At 40.6% G+C, this 18,386-nt stretch carries 11 protein-coding genes; 8 read left to right on the top strand and 3 right to left on the bottom strand.

The genetic code is table 11. From position 1 onward, the window contains the following. Positions 1–277 precede the first annotated feature (277 nt). Positions 278–3,193 (bottom strand): TMAO reductase system sensor histidine kinase/response regulator TorS, encoded by a 2,916-nt coding sequence (gene torS / locus C9J46_RS02655; protein WP_107287125.1) that lies wholly within the window; start codon positions 3,191–3,193, stop codon positions 278–280. 221 nt (positions 3,194–3,414) lie between these two features. On the opposite strand from torS, the gene torT reads away from it, so the two are divergent. From torT to glpD, 7 genes are all read left to right on the top strand, one after another. After that, the gene (gene torT, locus C9J46_RS02650) at positions 3,415–4,485 is read left to right on the top strand and encodes a TMAO reductase system periplasmic protein TorT (RefSeq protein ID WP_107206247.1); all 1,071 of its coding nucleotides are present in this window, start codon (positions 3,415–3,417) and stop codon (positions 4,483–4,485) included. Positions 4,486–4,649: 164 nt separating this feature from the next. Beyond that, on the top strand, positions 4,650–5,108 hold the full coding sequence (locus C9J46_RS02645) for a methylglyoxal synthase (protein ID WP_107206246.1): 459 nt from the start codon (positions 4,650–4,652) through the stop codon (positions 5,106–5,108). 182 nt (positions 5,109–5,290) lie between these two features. After that, positions 5,291–6,271: a zinc-binding dehydrogenase gene (locus tag C9J46_RS02640; protein WP_107206245.1), complete on the top strand. Its 981-nt coding sequence runs from the start codon at positions 5,291–5,293 to the stop codon at positions 6,269–6,271. 312 nt (positions 6,272–6,583) lie between these two features. Then, on the top strand, positions 6,584–7,441 hold the full coding sequence (locus C9J46_RS02635) for an MIP/aquaporin family protein (RefSeq protein WP_107245958.1): 858 nt from the start codon (positions 6,584–6,586) through the stop codon (positions 7,439–7,441). A 49-nt stretch (positions 7,442–7,490) separates the two neighbouring features. Further along, entirely contained in the window at positions 7,491–9,008 is a 1,518-nt protein-coding gene (gene glpK, locus C9J46_RS02630; protein ID WP_107206243.1) for a glycerol kinase GlpK, read from the top strand. Positions 9,009–9,181: 173 nt separating this feature from the next. Continuing rightward, positions 9,182–9,964: a DeoR/GlpR family transcriptional regulator gene (locus tag C9J46_RS02625; protein WP_107206242.1), complete on the top strand. Its 783-nt coding sequence runs from the start codon at positions 9,182–9,184 to the stop codon at positions 9,962–9,964. A gap of 175 nt (positions 9,965–10,139) precedes the next feature. After that, positions 10,140–11,684 carry a glycerol-3-phosphate dehydrogenase gene (gene glpD / locus C9J46_RS02620; RefSeq protein WP_107290526.1) on the top strand — a complete coding sequence of 515 codons (1,545 nt, stop codon included), beginning with the start codon at positions 10,140–10,142 and terminating at the stop codon, positions 11,682–11,684. Positions 11,685–11,764: 80 nt separating this feature from the next. Here the strand turns inward: glpD and helD are convergent, their stop codons facing one another. Next, positions 11,765–13,846 (bottom strand): DNA helicase IV, encoded by a 2,082-nt coding sequence (helD, locus tag C9J46_RS02615; protein ID WP_107287127.1) that lies wholly within the window; start codon positions 13,844–13,846, stop codon positions 11,765–11,767. A gap of 470 nt (positions 13,847–14,316) precedes the next feature. Here helD and yccS point away from each other — a divergent pair, with 470 nt between their 5' ends. Continuing rightward, positions 14,317–16,500 carry a YccS family putative transporter gene (yccS, locus tag C9J46_RS02610; protein WP_107245955.1) on the top strand — a complete coding sequence of 728 codons (2,184 nt, stop codon included), beginning with the start codon at positions 14,317–14,319 and terminating at the stop codon, positions 16,498–16,500. Positions 16,501–16,811: 311 nt separating this feature from the next. Here the strand turns inward: yccS and torC are convergent, their stop codons facing one another. Next, positions 16,812–17,990 carry a pentaheme c-type cytochrome TorC gene (gene torC, locus C9J46_RS02605; RefSeq protein ID WP_107290525.1) on the bottom strand — a complete coding sequence of 393 codons (1,179 nt, stop codon included), beginning with the start codon at positions 17,988–17,990 and terminating at the stop codon, positions 16,812–16,814. Positions 17,991–18,386: the final 396 nt, after the last annotated feature.

The raw sequence follows: 18,386 nt of genomic DNA, 5'->3' as shown, positions 1-18,386 counted from the left end.
AACAGCAAGGCTATAACTTTACTCTAATTAGAATAGTTACGATTATTCTCTCAACACCACCTATCGCGATCTCTCACTATTGTCGGTGTCGCAATAACCGCTGTTTCCGCTACAGGTATAACATTCTGTCTGACCTTGTTGAAGATGCTGATCAGCTAGCGCTGCTATCTCTTCTGATCTAGATATCGTTTCAAATAGGAACTAAATAGTACTGAACGTTTCATAGACATTAAAAAAGGGCACTGTATATGCCCTTTTCTCATCTAAATAGCTTTGATTATGCACTGATAAAGGTGGTTTCTAATATCGCGACAGATTGATCAAAGACTTTTTGTAGCGAGCTCAGATCTAAACTTTTAATTGAACCTTCTTTCGCATTTTTTTCAAATTCAGAGCAAATATGATGAAGTTGCATTAGCCCCATGGTTCCAGCTGCACCTTTTAAGGTATGCGCTTGTTTAGCCACTTCAGATAAATTCTTATCATCAATAGCCTGATGTAGTTTTGATAACGTTAAGCTCGATGATTCTCCAAATAAGTGAATAAGCTGCTTCACTTGCGCTTCGCCCAATACTTGAAGATCACTACCTAATACGGACTCTTTTAATAGTGGAATCGTATTCTCTGTTGGCTTCACTTCCACGCTCTCTTCTCCAATACCTTTTTCGATAATCACGCGTTTCTCACCTTTTAAGATACTGCTCATTGTATCAATCAACTGCTTTTCAACTAACGGTTTAGGTAAGAATCCTGCAAAACCAGCATTTAAATATAACTCCACTTCTTCACGAAAAACATGAGCAGAAAACGCAACCATCGGCGTCGGCTCTTCCCATGCTTCATGGCTATTATCTTCTAAGCGGCGTAAACGACTGAGTAACTGAACACCGTCAGTATCAGGTAAGTTAATATCTAATAACGCGATATCAAAACGTTGTTTTTTGTATATTTCTTCAGCTTCAGCACCATCAGCAGCCGTGACAACAGTATGGCCTAAACGAGTTAAGAAACCTTCAGCAACCATACTGTTTACTGGGTTATCTTCTACCAGCAAAATATGAGCAGAACGCATAATCACTCTTTTATCATCGGTTTCTAAATTCCCTTCGCCATGCTCAAGAGGCAATGCAAACCAAAAACAACTCCCTTCACCAACTACTGATTCTAAACCAATTTCACCATCCATTGCCGCTACAATGTGTTTGCTAATTGCTAAGCCTAGACCTGTACCTTCAATGGATTTTCGTCCTGCTTCTGCTTGCTGGAAAGCACTAAATAAAAGGTTTTGCTCTTCTTCATCAATACCAATACCCGTATCTTTTACAGAAAACAGCAATTCATCTGGCATGTCGGGATGAGGCTCGACAAAAATTGAAACTTTGCCCGTATCTGTAAACTTAATCGCATTACCTACGAGATTTACTAGCACTTGACGTATGCGACTCTCGTCACCAAACCATATTCCTTCAACTTGTGGTGAAATATGGCACTCAAGACCAATACGTTTTGCAAACGCTCGCCCTTCTAACATATTAGACACATCAGTAACCATCCGAACAACGGAAAAGTTACTTGGCCTTATATCTAAATGCCCAGCTTCAATTTTCGAGTAATCAAGAATGTCATTTAAAATATCAAGTAAGGTTTCACCACTGCGGTTTATCACATCGAGATAGCGTTTCTGTTGTGATGTTAATTGTGTATCTGCTAATAACGATGCAGTACCTAAGACACCATTCATTGGTGTTCGGATCTCATGGCTCATAGTTGCAAGAAATGAAGACTTCGCGCGGTTTGCTTTTTCGGCTTCATCGCGCGCTTTATAATGATTATAAACTTCTTCATTCAAGCGGCTGTTTATTTTCTCAAGCTCGCCAGTACGTTTTGCGACTAATCGTTCAAGGCTAGCTTTGTGTTCTTGTAATTCCTGCCGAGCTTTTGACTCTGCTTGCGCTAAACGATATCGCTCATTAGCGGTGTCACGGGCCACTAAAATAGCGCGACCCATTTGCGCTAATTCATCATCCCCTTTAACGTTAATTCTGACCCCTAAATCCCCTCGGGTTAACGCTGATAATGCACGGCTATATTCGTTAATACGGCAAATCACCCTTGCATAAACAAATCGCCACATAATGAGCACTAACGCCAATAAACCAACCGCAGAGATCACTATTAACGTATTTCGGGCAAGTGTTAAAGTATGATCAACACGTTTAACCGCTTGCTGAGTATTCACATTAGCAACATCAATAATGTCATCAACGGTATTATTTAACTGCTGGAATAACACCAAATTTTGTTGATCAAGGCGCTCGACATCTTGCTTTGCATAAATTAGTTGCTCAATAACCCCAAACAACAAACGGCCACGATTAAGCTGAGTAGTTAGCTCAACTAATTGTTCTGAACGGCTAGGATCTTCTACGGATTTAACTCGCTGACTCATGATACCTACCGCGTCGTTATAGCGTTTTTTAAGCGCCACGAGAGATTTAATATCAACAATACGACTAGAATCATCCAGCATATTGATCACTTGTAACGATAAAAATCGCAGTTCAAATAAACGTTCAGATAAGTCCATATCCACTTCAACGAGGCTATCTAATGCTTTATAGACAGCAGGTTTATTTCCATCTGCGACTAAATCATAAATGCGAGACACATTAGCTACCGCAATAGTATTGGCATTTGAAACCTGAGATTGGGATAAATTATCAATTTGATGAGTGGCTTTCGTCATCTCTGTCGTTAACTTATCTAACTGACTTTGAAGATCGATCTGACGCCCTACCAATAAACCTAATAATGCTAAATTATCAACAATACGCTTTACATCTTGTTCTAATTTGACCATTAACGGTTGATCAAAAGAAAATTGTTCAAGTGAATGCAAACTTCGATTCAACGCTTCAATATGAATGGTTAACGCACGCCCTTGTCGCATACGTTCAGATTCTGCTTTAGATTTTGCCAATACTTGTGCATTAAAAATAATACGAGAACTTAAATCTGATAACTGACGCGCTTCTGCTAATGCAGGCACGGCAGAATTAATTACCGTACGCTCAGTTTTAGCCACTAATGAAAAACCTGCGACACCAATCATTACTGCAATAATCATCAAGCTAGCCATTGCTGAAAAGGCTATTAACAATTTCGTTCCGATACCTTTTAGGGTAAACGTCATAAATAATCTCTACATCAAAATGTTTGCAACCCATATATACCAAAGTGACTTCAAGCATTTAATGCCGCGTGTTGTCACTCAATTGAACATCTCAAGGTTACTTAGGTATATAATATCGTATATCTGTCGTTGCTCAGTATGCTCGCTATTTCACAAGAGAAAATAAAGCGCTACTATTTTGCCAGCGATATGACTTTAAACCTAAAATAATGTTGGTATAAATGCGCATTTTTTGTTTTGTTTTGTTTTTACTTTCCATCCAAACAGCTTCTGCACAAGAAGTGATCTCCTATCAACCTCCTTTTCAGGCAGATAAAAAAGCAACTGAAGTCCAATATAATTTTTTAACTTCCGTTACTAAGCCATGGAAGATCTGTGCAGTTTACCCGCATTTAAAAGATTCATATTGGTTATCGATCAATTATGGAATGGTTAAACAAGCAAAAAAATTAGGCATTACATTAAAAGTGATGGAAGCTGGCGGTTATCCCAATTTAGATAAGCAAACATTGCAGCTACAAAAATGCCATCAATGGGGTGCAGATGCGATTATTCTAGGCACTGTAGATGACGAAGCCTATAACGGAATACTCTCTAAACTTATTGGTAATACGCCTGTATTTTTAATGACGAACAATATTGATTTTACCGATCCTGATATTCGCCAACATGTGAAAGCCAAAGTAGGCGTAAATTGGTATGACATGGGTAAAGTTGCAGGTGAATACCTGGCTAAACGTCACCCGAAAGGTTCAGGTGTGGTAAAAGTCGCTTGGCTACCAGGCCCTCAACTCCAAGGTGGTACCAAACCTGTATCTCGTGGTTTTAAAGACGCGATTAAAAACAGCGATGTAGAAATTGTGACAACCTTATGGGCCGATAACAGTAAAGAATTACAACGAAATTTGATTCAGCAAATCCTCGCATCGAAAGAAGATATTAACTACATTGTTGGTGGCGCTGTGGCGGCAGAAGTAGCAATAAGTGAGTTACGTACTCACGATATTCACAACATAAAAATTGTATCAACTTACCTCAGTCATGGTGTTTATCGAGGCTTAAGACGTCATCGCATATTATTTGCCCCTACCGATAAAATGGCGGAACAAGCCATGCTATCTATCGACCAAGCTGTTCGTTATCTTGAACATAAGCCAGTCGTACTCGATATTGCACCTTCAATTGTCAATCTCACACCAGAATATTTACCTAAAAAAGTGATTGCAGAGTCGTTATCACCCGCTGAGTTCCGCCCTTCTTTTTATGTTAAAGACCACCATGTAAAACAATAATGCTTTGTCCTGCGTCCTAGGTTCTTTGACGCAGGATATTTTGTTCTCAAATATAATATTTGTATCACCGCTAAGAATTAGATTATTGTGTTTTACTCATTTATAAGGTTCTGATATCTATTTATTTCATCATTACGATCAGAACATCTTAGCAAGGAAATATGATGCACAGAACAACCCGCACAATGGCATCCTCTAAACATATCGCCCTCGTTGCACACGATAACTGTAAAGTTGATCTACTTCGTTGGGTTAAAGAACATAAAGATAAACTGGCATCTCACGAGCTATACGCTACAGGTACAACAGGACACCTCTTATCAAAAGAAATAGGTTTACCGATCACTTGCTTAATCAGTGGTCCAATGGGAGGAGACCAACAATTAGGCGCACTGATTTCTGAAGGAAAAATCGATATGATGATTTTCTTTTGGGACCCACTCAATTCCGTTCCTCATGACCCAGATGTAAAAGCGTTACTCCGTATTTCAGCAGTATGGAATATCCCTGTTGCGACTAACCGTGCTAGCGCAAACTTCATGATCACCTCACCGCTTCTCGATCAAGAAGTCAGTATTGAAGTTCCTGATTACGATGCTTACCTAGCAGAGCGTATCAATTAATCCTTGGTTACTTTTAGCCTTTTGCCTTCATCGTAAAAGGCTCAATTAGCCTCACCTTTGCGAGAAAGTAACAATTAATTGAAATCCCTTCCGTTTTGGCACAATTGCTTCAACTAAATGACGAAAATACATGTAATGCGTTATATTGTTAAATAGATTATATGTAGTAGAGGAAGTTGCCAATGCAAGCGTGGATGTTAAAACAGCCAAATGGAATAAGCGCACTATCTCTCGAAGAAACCGATAAGCCTACTCCTAGCGCAGACGAAATTTGCATAAAAGTCGCGGCTGTAGGGTTAAACCCCATGGATTACAAATTAACAGAATGGGGTTACGCAACATGGAATTATCCTCAGATAATCGGATTAGATGTTGCGGGAACGGTTGAAAGTATAGGCGAGAATGTAAAACAATTTTCAATCGGTGACAGGGTCATCTTCTTTGCCGATCCTCGAACTGCAGGTGGATTTGCCGAATATGCCTGCATCAAAGCCTCTGCCGCAAGTCGTATTCCTATTACCTTATCTTTCACTGACGCCGCCGCTTTACCCTGTGCTGGATATAGTGCATGGATAGCCGTTCACGACAAATTACAAGTCCAGAAAGGCCAACGTATTGCTATTACAGGAGCCGGTGGCGGAGTCGGTGGATTTGCAGCGCAACTTGCAAAAAAAGCAGGGGCGACAGTTTATGCGATTGCTGAACGTCAACACCACCAACGCTTATTAAGCTATGGACTTGATGCAGTACTCTCGCCAGAGCAAAATATTGCCCTCGAGATAATCAATCTAACTGAAGATCAAATGCTGCATGGTGTCATCGACTGTGTCTCTGCACGTTCCGGTAGCCTTATGAGCGCGCTAATCCGTTATAACGGACATATTGTGATGGTCGCCGATCAGTTTACTCAAGTGCCGCTATTAGCGACGACTAAAGCATTAAGTATCCATGAAGTGGCTTTACATGGCACCTATGCCCACGGAGCACCAGAACATATTGCTCATCTTGCAGATATTGGTAATAAACTCAGTGAACTTGTTGCTGACGGTGAGCTTAAAAGTATGGTAGAAAAAATCGTCCCTTTTCCCAAACTTCCTGACGCACTCACTAATATTCAAAATAAAAAACATAGCGGTAAAGTGATTGTGTATGTTAATCCCTAACTAAGCTTTCAAATAGAACAAAAACGAAGGACTCATATGAGTCCTTTTTTATGACGACAACTCATCAATACTCGCCACTTCATACCTTCATAAAAGATATAAATACGCATAACACCTTTCGTTTTATATTTTTATATGGATTTATTCGTTTAAAAAATATGAGCCATTTAACAAAACAAATACATTTTATTTTCATTTAATGCTCGAACGCTCACTTTTAATGTTTCTTTGTTTTCGAAATGTCGAATATTGTAGAAGATATGCCGTGCTCCCAGACAATAACATTCGATGTGAATAATAAGGATAATTAAAATGACAATAACGAAAGCCCCCTCACTACTCGGCGAATGTATCGCTGAATTTATCGGTACAGGCTTGTTAATCTTTTTTGGTGTCGGCTGTGTCGCCGCTTTAGTCTTAACAGGCGCTGATTTTGGTCAATGGGAAGTCAGTATTATCTGGGGATTAGGTGTCACTATAGCCATATATTGTACTGCAGGCGTGTCTGGCGCTCACATTAACCCAGCCGTTACTATTGCTCTTGCTGCATTTCACGGTTTTGATAAAAAGAAAGTCGCACCTTACATTATTAGTCAACTTCTTGGTGCTTTCTGCTCTGCTGCGCTTATCTATGCCCTATATAGCAACCTCTTTACCCAATATGAAATTACCCATCAATTTGTACGAAGCAGTAATGAAGCATTGGCAACCGCAGGGATCTTCTCGACTTACCCACATGCCAGTCTGTCATTTTTCGGCGCATTTGCTGTCGAGTTTGTGATCACAGCAGTATTGATGTTCGCCATCTTAGCCCTTGGTGATGAAAATAATGGCGCATCCCGTGGTGCTTTAAATCCATTACTTATCGGAATTTTAATTGCCGTAATTGGTAGCTCTTTAGGTCCATTAACAGGTTTTGCTATGAATCCAGCGCGTGATTTTGGCCCTAAGTTGTTCGCCTATTTCGCCGGTTGGGATAAAGCACTGACAGGTGGCCTTGATATTCCTTACTTTATTGTGCCGATTTTAGCTCCCATTGCTGGCGCCTGTTTTGGTGGCTGGTTATACCCTAAAGTTGTTGCAGCGCATCTGCCTCAACAAGGACAAGGTTGTACAATTCCAAATCAATGTGACAAAAACACAGAAGAAGAAGCTCGCACGCAAGCTTAACCTCTACTACCTAGTATAATTATAATAGTTTGAAACAAAGGACAAAAACATGAACGATCCAAAATACATCGTAGCGTTAGACCAAGGCACAACAAGCTCTCGTGCAGTTATTCTTGACCACGATGCCAATATCGTAAGTGTCGCACAAAGAGAATTTACCCAAATTTATCCTCAAGCGGGTTGGGTTGAACATGATCCACTAGAGATCTATGCCACCCAAAGTTCAACCTTAGTCGAAGTATTAGGCCAGTCAGGTATTCGTAGCGATCAAATTGCAGCGATCGGTATTACAAACCAACGTGAAACTACTATTGTTTGGAATAAAGAAACAGGTAAGCCAGTTTATAACGCCATTGTATGGCAGTGTCGTCGTACCGCAGAGATCTGTGAAGAATTAAAGCAACGTGGATTAGAAGAATATGTACGCGAGAATACAGGTCTTGTCCTTGACCCTTATTTCTCTGGTACCAAAGTAAAATGGATTTTAGATAATGTTGATGGCGCGCGAGAAGATGCTGAGGCTGGTAAATTACTGTTTGGTACTGTTGATACTTGGCTAGTATGGAAAATGACTCAAGGCCGCGTTCACGTAACAGATTACACCAACGCCTCTCGTACCATGTTATTTAATATCAATACCCTTGAGTGGGATCAAAAGCTGCTCGATGAGTTAGGTATTCCTGCCTCTATGATGCCAGAAGTAAAACGCTCATCGGAAGTCTACGGTAAAACCAATATTGGTGGTAAAGGCGGCACACGTATTCCAATTGCGGGTATTGCCGGAGATCAACAAGCCGCTCTCTACGGTCAGATGTGTGTTGAGCCAGGGCAAGCTAAAAACACCTACGGAACGGGCTGTTTCTTGTTAATGAATACAGGACAAGAAAAAGTATCATCAACTCATGGTCTACTCACTACATTAGCCTGTGGCCCATCAGGTGAAGCATCCTACGCACTTGAAGGTGCTGTATTTATGGGGGGCGCATCCATTCAATGGCTACGTGATGAAATGAAACTATTAGCTGATGCCAAAGACTCCGAGTACTTTGCCACTAAGGTTGATACTTCAAACGGTGTTTATGTCGTACCGGCCTTTACGGGGTTAGGTGCGCCATATTGGGATGCTTACGCACGCGGCACAATTGTTGGCTTAACCCGAGGTGTGAACTCAAACCATATTATTCGTGCGACGCTTGAAAGTATTGCTTATCAAACCCGTGATGTTATTGACGCCATGAAAGCGGATTCAGGTATTCAGCTTGCCACATTGAAAGTTGACGGTGGCGCCGTAGCCAATAACTTCCTAATGCAATTCCAGTCTGATGTATTAGATACCGAAGTTCAGCGCCCAGAAGTCACCGAAGTCACTGCATTAGGTGCCGCTTATCTTGCAGGCTTAGCTGTCGGATTCTGGAGTAATATTGATGAGCTTAAAGATAAAGCCGTAATTAACCGCACTTTCAGTCCCCACGCTTGTGATGATAAGCGTGAGCGACGCTATAAAGGTTGGAAACGCGCAGTTAAATGCGCGCAAACATGGGCAGAAATGCATGATTGCGAAGATTAATTATTCATAAAACGAATAAAAGAGAAAAAGAGCGTTCTTTGTAACGCTCTTTTTTATTTGAATACAGATAAGAGAATTGAATCACTTCTATGGAAAGGAAAATTAAAGCACAATAGATAACATTATATTTAAATGTATATCTGGCAATGCCAAGTAAGACAGGGAAATTTTTAGTGAAACAAATACCAAGACACCAAGAAATTATAGAGTTGGTGAAAAAACAAGGCTATGTCAGTACAGAAGAGTTAGTCGAACGTTTTAACGTCAGCCCTCAAACGATTCGCCGCGATCTGAACGAACTCGCCGACGCTAATAAAATTCGTCGCTATCACGGTGGAGCTACGACGCCACTTAGCTCTGAAAATACCTCTTACATTACCCGTAAATCACTTAATTTCAGCGAGAAAGACTTAATCGCTGCAAGTCTTGTTAAACATATCCCTGATGGTGCATCGCTGTTTATTGATATCGGCACTACACCTGAAGCTGTCGCACGTGCGTTGTGTGTCCAACACAAACAACTACGTGTTGTAACCAACAACTTAAATGCTGCCACGATTTTGTTATCAAACCCAGAAATTAAAGTGATTCTCGCCGGCGGTGAAGTTCGTGATCATGATGGCGGTATCATTGGAGAAGCCACGCTCGATTTCATCCAACAATTTCGCTTAGATTTCGGCATCTTAGGCATAAGTGGTATCGATAATGACGGCTCGTTACTTGATTTTGATTATCATGAAGTGCGCGTAAAGCAAGCCATTATTGAAAATAGCCGCCGAGTATTTCTTGCTGTGGATCACTCTAAATTTGGACGTAATGCGATGGTCAAACTGGGCTGTATTTCGCAAGTGGATGCACTCTTTACCGATCAGCAACCACCTGAAAATATTCTTTCAATTATTAATGAACATCAATTACAAATTGAGGTGGTTTCAGAGCATGACCATAATGAGTAAAACATGCTAACAATCGCAAAACTCATTCAATATAAAAGCGCATTTTTTTATACAAATCACATAAACGAGCAAAAACGAACAACAAACGAAAACAATAAATGATCACAAACGAAACTTAAGTTATGCTTACATTATGCTCTCTTATGTTCGTTTGCTCATTTTTTAAGGTCGTTTTATGGATATCACTAAAAACAATAGCGCAACCCCTCTTCTCGATATCATCGTCATCGGTGGCGGTATTAATGGTGCTGGTATTGCAGCAGATGCGGCTGGTCGAGGCTTAAATGTTGCTTTATACGAAGCAAATGATTTTGCCTCTGCCACATCATCTGCAAGTTCAAAGCTCATCCATGGTGGTCTACGCTACCTTGAACATTATGAATTTCGCCTTGTTTCCGAAGCACTCGCTGAACGTGAGGTGCTCTTAAAAAAAGCGCCTCATGTTGCCGAGCCGATGCGATTCCGCCTTCCTCACCGTCCTTTTTTACGCCCAGCTTGGATGATCCGCAGTGGTCTATTTCTTTATGATAATTTAGGCAAACGAACCACCTTACCTGCGAGTAAAAAAATTAATCTGGCACAATCTGGTTTACTTAAACCAGAAATGAAAGTGGGGTTTGAGTACTCTGATTGCTGGGTTGATGACGCGCGTTTAGTGCTATTAAACATTATGGCTATTGAAGAAAATGGCGGCGAGGTTGCTAACTACTGCAAAGTTGAAAGTGCGGTACGAGAAGGGGATATTTGGCGCGTTACCATGGTTGATCAACGTACAGGTGAGCGCTTTGAGCGACGAACCAAAGCGCTTGTTAATGCGGCAGGACCTTGGGTTAAACAATTTTTTGATAACTGTTTAGAAACGCCATCGCCTCGTAACATTCGTTTGATCAAAGGCTCTCACATTGTCGTGCCAAAAATTCATAATGAAGAGCAAGCCTATATTCTTCAGAACAAAGATAACCGAATTGTTTTTGTTATTCCCTACCTTGATGACTTTTCAATCATTGGCACCACAGATCTGGAATACAAAGGCGATCCTCGTCATGTCGCGATTGATGAGACTGAGATCGACTACCTAATTGATATTGTAAATCAACACTTTGTTGATCAACTCAACCGAGAAGATGTGGTGTGGACGTTTAGCGGCGTTCGTCCACTGTGTGATGATGAATCAAATTCACCACAAGCAATCACACGTGATTACACACTAGAACTTGAGCAAGAACTCGACCAAGCACCTTTGCTTTCAATTTTTGGTGGCAAATTGACGACCTACCGAAAGCTGTCAGAATCGGCGATGAAACACCTAGAACCTTTCTTCCCGCAAATGGGCAAATCATGGACAGCCAATCAAGCCCTACCTGGTGGAAATTTTAGCTGTTCACGAAAACAACTCGCAGAAAGCTTACAAAGCCGTTACCCATGGCTAAGTGATAAACAAGCACTACGTTATGTAAAACAATTTGGAAGTTACTGCTATAAGATGTTGGCAGATGTAGCTTGTATTGACGATATGGGCATTCAATTTGCTGATGGTGTGTACCAAAAAGAAATTGATTATGTTATCGCACATGAACATGTAAAAACGGTCGAAGACTTCTTATGGCGCCGAACTAAATTGGGGTTATACCTAACCGATGAGCAGCAATTACAGGTCAAAGAGTACATCGATGCCAATGCTCCATCAAACAACATCGTTAGTTTCCATAAAGTCGGCTAATAATGATAAAAGCCACAACTTACTTTTACAGAAATAAAAAAACCGACCTTTAATAGGTCGGTTTTTTAACAATCACATCATTACTTAATGCGTTTAATCTTATTATTTACAGGGTACTTATCTTCGATTAACTCATTGATAAAAGAAGATGTATTATGTGAACCAGCACATACCCATACATGTTTACGCGCACGTGTTAACGCCACATAGAACAAACGGCGTTCTTCAGCATCAGTATAGTTTTCAGTACGTGGTTGCATCACAGCAGCTAAACCTGTTTCACGATCTGGAGACGGGAAAATACCTTTGTTAACATCAACTATAAAGACATAATCAGCTTCACGCCCTTTACTCGCGTGGCATGTCATGTATTTCAAGTTAAGTTGTGGCCACTGTGCTTTCCAGTCTTCAAACTTTGCTGGTTTCTGCTTATTGTTACGACCCAAGATCATCACGCTCGTTTCTTTATTATCATAAAGTTTGGCTAAACGGGTTAAATCTTGCAGCATTAAATCACTATCAAGCAAAGTAACCGCTTTCTTATTTTGTTTCGTAAAGCTGGTCAACTGCTTTTTAATTTGGCTTGGGTTTTGTTGAATAAATAAGTTTGCCACTTCACCAATCATGCTATTAAAGCGATACGTTGTTGATAGCTCAGTGATATGAGATGAACCAAAACGCCCTTCAAAGTCAGTCGTTAGGTTAACATCAGCCCCCGCAAAGCGGTAAATAGCCTGCCAATCATCCCCAACGGCAAACAAGGTTGGTGTCGACTTACCTTCTACTTTCTGGCCGCATAATGCTTCAATTAGCGCTAAACGTTGTGGCGAAATATCTTGGTACTCATCCACCATAATAAAGCGCCAAGGTGACACAAACTTACCTTCTTTAACATATTGAGTTGCCACATCAATCATACTGTTAAAGTCGATTTGTTTCTTTGATTTTAAGTACTGCTGATAAGCTTGATAGCAAGGCCACAATAACTCTAATTCGCTCTTCATGCGCGGGCGCATCGCTGGGTTATTGTTATTTTGAATTTCTTCTATTAGCGCTTCTTTCGACAATGTCGATTGACCTAATAATTCAATATGGCGCCAAACCCAAGCTTGCAATTGCTCATTTTCAGCCTGCTGTTCCATCGTGTTTTCTTTGCTAAAACCCGGAACTCGCCATTGCGTAAGGTGACGTTGCCATTTGCTCGCTGACGCTGATTTATTCCATTGTTCAATCAACATACGGGCAATCCATGCTGAACGAACACGTGCATCAATAGCGACACCTGCTACATTAGGCTTTTCTTTTTCTACTTCTGCGATGATTTGCGAACCTAAGCTATGGAAGGTAGCAACTTTCACGCGATCGCTGACTTTCTCCCCCATACGCTCCGACATTTCTTCTGCCGCTTTTCGGCCAAATGCCAGCATCAAAATATCTTCAGGTACGGCTTGCTGACTCGCAATTAAGTAGCCTGCACGAGCCACCAAAACACTGGTTTTACCCGTACCTGCACCGGCAAGTACTAAGTTATGATCTTGGTTGATTAACGCCGCTTCTCGTTGAGAGTCATTTAATGGTGAACGCTCAAAACTATCAAACCATGATCCCCATTTTTCAGATTGCTGCTTAATCCAAGTCTTATTGTGTTCTTCAACCCAATCTTGATGTTCTTCTAGCCAAGGCGAAATTTTTTCAAAGCTACGAGGACGGAATGATGCCGCTAACTCTGGTGTTAAATCTGTATCAGCAAGCGATTGATGAAGGAAAGTATGTAACGATTCATGCTCAGAGCCACGTAAATAGCCCGGCTGTGATGAAAATTTGCCAATACGCTGTAAGATTTCAGGTAAAACAGCGTCTAATTTATCAACGCGATTTCTTGCCCAATCTTGATACGTGCGGATAAGAAAAGCGGCAAACGGCTTACATTCGCTCCAAGGCAAACCATGAATAGTCCAGCAATATTGCTGATCAGAAGAGGTTAGCTCTAACGCTCCCCATAACACACCACGATGTATTTCAATTGAGCCATCCCAATCGTCAAACGAGATCACTTCTGAGCCAACTTGGCTATCTAAAACCAATGCATTGTCATCTAAAGCGATACTGTAATAATCACCCTGCACTAACCATTGTGCTAACCAACTGGCACTTAATTGCATTATCTCACCAACTTTTCCATATTCTTATATGGGCGTAATATTGAACATAGCCGCGTAAAAAAACGTGCAGCTAAAATAGAAAAGGTCCAATCACCCTATGATCGGATGTCTACCCAAGTTTCTTGGGTTTATATCGCTATAGAGTACCAATAACTCCTGTTATGCCATAGCGTTCTAAGATTTATTTACTTATTAATTCCACTAGCAGAACAAACAAATGTATTTTTGGATTCAGCTTCAATAGTAAAGTTCAACCAATGAACAAAACTTGCTCGTTTTTATCAAACGAACGTTCTTTCATGAGATATCGATGCAGTATCTATCACCAAATTCTGTTATCGTTAAGCCGATTTCTAAGCTACATAACCCAATAATTTAAGTCTTTATAGAACTTCCATTGGATCAAATTTACGGCAAGGTTATTCTAGCCGTTCGCTGTAATTATTTATCAGAAGATTGTTAATATCTATATGCAAACTAACAAGTTACATCTAAATTTTCGCCGTTACTGGGTGAACGATAGAATAAACTACTCAATTCGTGTTCTCATTGCGTTAGTTGGCGTCGTACTCCCTTGCTGGTATTACAATTCAAATAGCGAGGTGACACCGTTAGTACTAGGGGTTATTGCTGCTGCGCTAGCTGAAACTGATGACAATTTTCTCGGTAGAATTAAAGCGCTTTCGCTCACTTTACTTTGTTTTTTAATTGCATCTGTTTCGATTGAAGTCCTATTCCCTTATCCTCTCTTTTTTGCATTAGGACTGTTCACGTCAACATTTTGTTTCATCATGTTAGGTGCAATGGGATCACGCTACGCAAGTATTGCATTTGCTTCATTATTGCTGGCGGTTTACACCATGCTAGGTGCTGATCATAGTGTCGATTTATGGTCCCAGCCGATGTTGTTACTAGGCGGTGCATTTTGGTATGGCTGTTTATCCTTAGCATGGCACATCCTTTGGCCTAACCAACCCGTACAACGCAGCCTTGCTAATGTGTTTAGCGAGTTTGCCGATTATTTAGATCATAAAAGCCAACTCTTTGAACCTGTTGCCGACTTAGTGCCGCAACCTCTTCGATTAAAAGCTGCAAGCCAAAACGCACGAGTCGTTAACGCGCTAAATTCAGCAAAAGCCACCCTGTTACATCGAGCAAGACGCGGACAACCCAACACGACAGGCGATAGATTCTTAACGATTTATTTTATGGCACAAGATATTCATGAACGTGCCAGTTCTTCGCATTATCGTTACCAAGATTTAGCAGCCAACTTTAACCGTAGTGATGTGCTATTTCGTTTCCAACGTTTATTACGTTCTCAAGCCGTTGCTTGCCGTGATATTTCAACTGCATTAGCAATGGGGAAATCGTACACCCACGATGAAAAAAGCATGAAAGCCTTAAATGAACTGCAAGATTCATTACAGTACCTTCATAGCCAAAATAAACCAGAATGGAACATGTTGTTAATCCAACTCGATTTCCTATTCAACAACCTCGCCACGGTTGAACGTCAGTTAATGAACATCAATAACCCTGATGCAAGCTATAACGAAGACAGTGACGAAATTCAGTTATCAGATAACGAAGCGCATGGCTTTAAAGAATTAGGTAAACGTATCAGCGCCCAGTTCAATACCGACTCCATACTTTTTCGTCATGCGATACGTATGGCCATAGCCTTAACAGTGGGCTACGGCTGTATTCAAGCACTCGATCTGCAACGGGGTTATTGGATATTACTGACCACCCTTTTTGTCTGTCAGCCAAACTACAGTGCGACTCGCCAAAAACTACGCCAACGTGTTATTGGCACTTTGGCAGGTATCTTCGCAGGTATTCCGCTGCTTTATTTATTCCCAGGACAAGAAGGTCAACTGGTATTGATGGTTGCTGCAGGCGTGCTTTTCTTTGCCTTTAGAATGGTGAAATACGGCTGGGCAACGGCATTTATTACCTTACTCGTCTTATTCTGTTTTAACCAATTAGGTGAAGGGTATGCTGTTATTCTGCCGCGTTTAGGCGATACCTTAATTGGCTGTTTATTAGCCGTTTTAGCCGTTACCTTTATTTTGCCAGATTGGGAATCTAAGCGATTACACAAATCGATGTCAGGCGCTATCAATGCCAATAAAGATTACTTAGCACAAATTATTGGTCAGTACCGAATCGGTAAAAAAGACAGTTTAAGCTACCGTATTGCCCGTCGTGACGCTCACAATACTGATGCCCATTTAAATACGGCGATCAGTAATATGTTAGCAGAGCCTGAGCGTTACCAAATTGATGCTAATGAAAGTTTCCGATTCTTAACCTTAAACCATGCCATGCTCAGTTATATCTCGGCATTAGGTGCACACCGAACACAGCTCGATGACGATAAAACCCATCAGTTAGTGTCTGAAGCGCACCGTATTATTCATGCTCACTTAGAATGTTTAGCGGCACAACTGACAGGTAACACATGTCAAAAGGCACCCGCATTAGATCTCGATTTGGATCAGCGTTTAGGACAATGGCGTGATGAAGACTGCACCTCTGTACGTATGGTGTTACAGCAACTTCACTTGATCCACCGTATGCTCCCTGAAATGCACAAACTGGCGGAGCAGCTAGCACCTAAAGAGAAAAAACAAGAAGTGCCTGCGTAGTATTTAATATTGTGAAAAACACAAAAAGGACTGAGTGGAAACATTCAGTCCTTTTTTAATGTTTACTATTTATTCAACTCTCAAGCCAGCGTTAACGTTTGTACACATGCTTAATAAGAAGCCCTATAGGCACTAAATTCAATTTAGTGTTGTTGAGGAAACAAAAGGCTTAACACTAAAAATAAAAGTATTGTCTCAAGAGACAAGGTCAACAGAGAAAATAATCAATATATTAAAAAAGGGAACCTGATTTCTCAGGTTCCCTTTCGGTGTTGCGTTACCGCAAGCTATCTATTTTTTAGCAAGTGATCTTACTCAGTTGCTTGCTCAGCCGCTGATTCTGCTGGTGCATCTTTAGCGTGAGCTTGTAGATATTTAAGTAATACACGCTCTTCGTTCTTATCAAGTGTGTAGTACTGTTGCATTGCTTTTAGGCCATCAACCCATGCGTTTGCAGTTAGGTGTTTTGGCTCTGGCGTTGCGTGACACTGGTTACAGCTTGCATCTAGGATTTCTTTACCGTAACCCCAAATAGGCTTGATGCTTGCAAGCATATCACGTTGTGTCATCCACGCTTCAACTTGTACTTGCTGCCATACTTGACCATCAGTCGCTGTTTGTGTGTTCAACACTTTCTGTGTTTTTTGTAGTTCAGGATCAATAGACGCAGTTTGGATTTGTTTCGCCATATCTTGAACTAACATACCAGTTGTTGAACCTTTGATTTCCCAACCGGTTAGTTCAACTTTTAGCATGTCACCGCTTTGGCCAACAACTTTTACTTCTGATGCTGGGTACAATTGACCTTGTGCATCATCAGAAGCTGCATCTTTCACAAACAACTGCTTAGATGTTAGAGAGTAAAGTGCTGTCGCTTCAGGCGCTTTCGCTGCATTAATGCTTAATTGCTTAAACGTTGCTTGGAAATCGTTGTTGATATGTGGCAGCTGGTGAGCAATACCTTTGTGACACTCGATACAGTTCATATCTTTCGCTGCAGCGCCTGTCATTGCAGCCGCTGCTGCTGGTGATTGCTTAGCATGATCCATCGCAGAGTAAGAGTGACAGCTCTTACACGTCGCTGAATTGGTCTCTTTCATCATCTTCCAAACATTCTGTGCCATGCGTAGACGATTTTCTTCGAATTTCTTCGGTGTATCGATATCTTTACTAATGAACTCACTATAGATATCACCAATACCGCCCAATTTCGCCTTCATGAAAGCAATTGGGTTATTTTCAGGAATATGACAATCACGACACTGTGCACGAACACCATAAGCGTTCTTGAAGTGAATGCTTGTTTTATATTCGTTGTAGTTTTCCTTCATCGAGTGACAAGCAGTACAAAACTCGTTAGTAGAAGTGAATTCAATCGATTTGTGGAAAGTAAATACGCCTGCAAGTGTAATTAATACACAAACAACAGCAATTGCTAAAACGGAATAGCGACTGCTTGGCTTTATAAGAAAGTGCCAGAGCTTCTTCATTGATGTTCCAAAATGAATTAAACGTCAAAATGACGTTAAAAGAAAATGTTACGTACAAAAATAGCAGTCGAATATGAATACGGCAATGCGAGTTATTAATAAAAAATAAATTTTTATTAATATAATTCATTACGTTGATTTTGTGATTGATTATTAACCTAAATTATTTAGAGATCTAAATGTTTTTTATCTGTCAATAGTCTTTTACTATTTGTAACACAATCAAGAATTATTGAAACAAAATCACATTTATCTATTAATAATCAACTAATTGTCAGGTTAATGCTTGTCACAATTATTATTATACCATCTTAACAAGGTCGCTATTGATAATGATTTTCAATTAACCTTTGCTTAATGCGCTAAATATTCTAGGATTTATATCGACCATTAAAC

This window comes from Photobacterium sp. GB-36 (assembly GCF_003026135.1).
In the GTDB taxonomy this organism is placed as follows: Bacteria; Pseudomonadota; Gammaproteobacteria; order Enterobacterales; family Vibrionaceae; genus Photobacterium.
The sequence above is the reverse complement of the archived record's forward strand: the minus strand, read 5'-3'. Positions and strand labels throughout refer to the sequence as shown.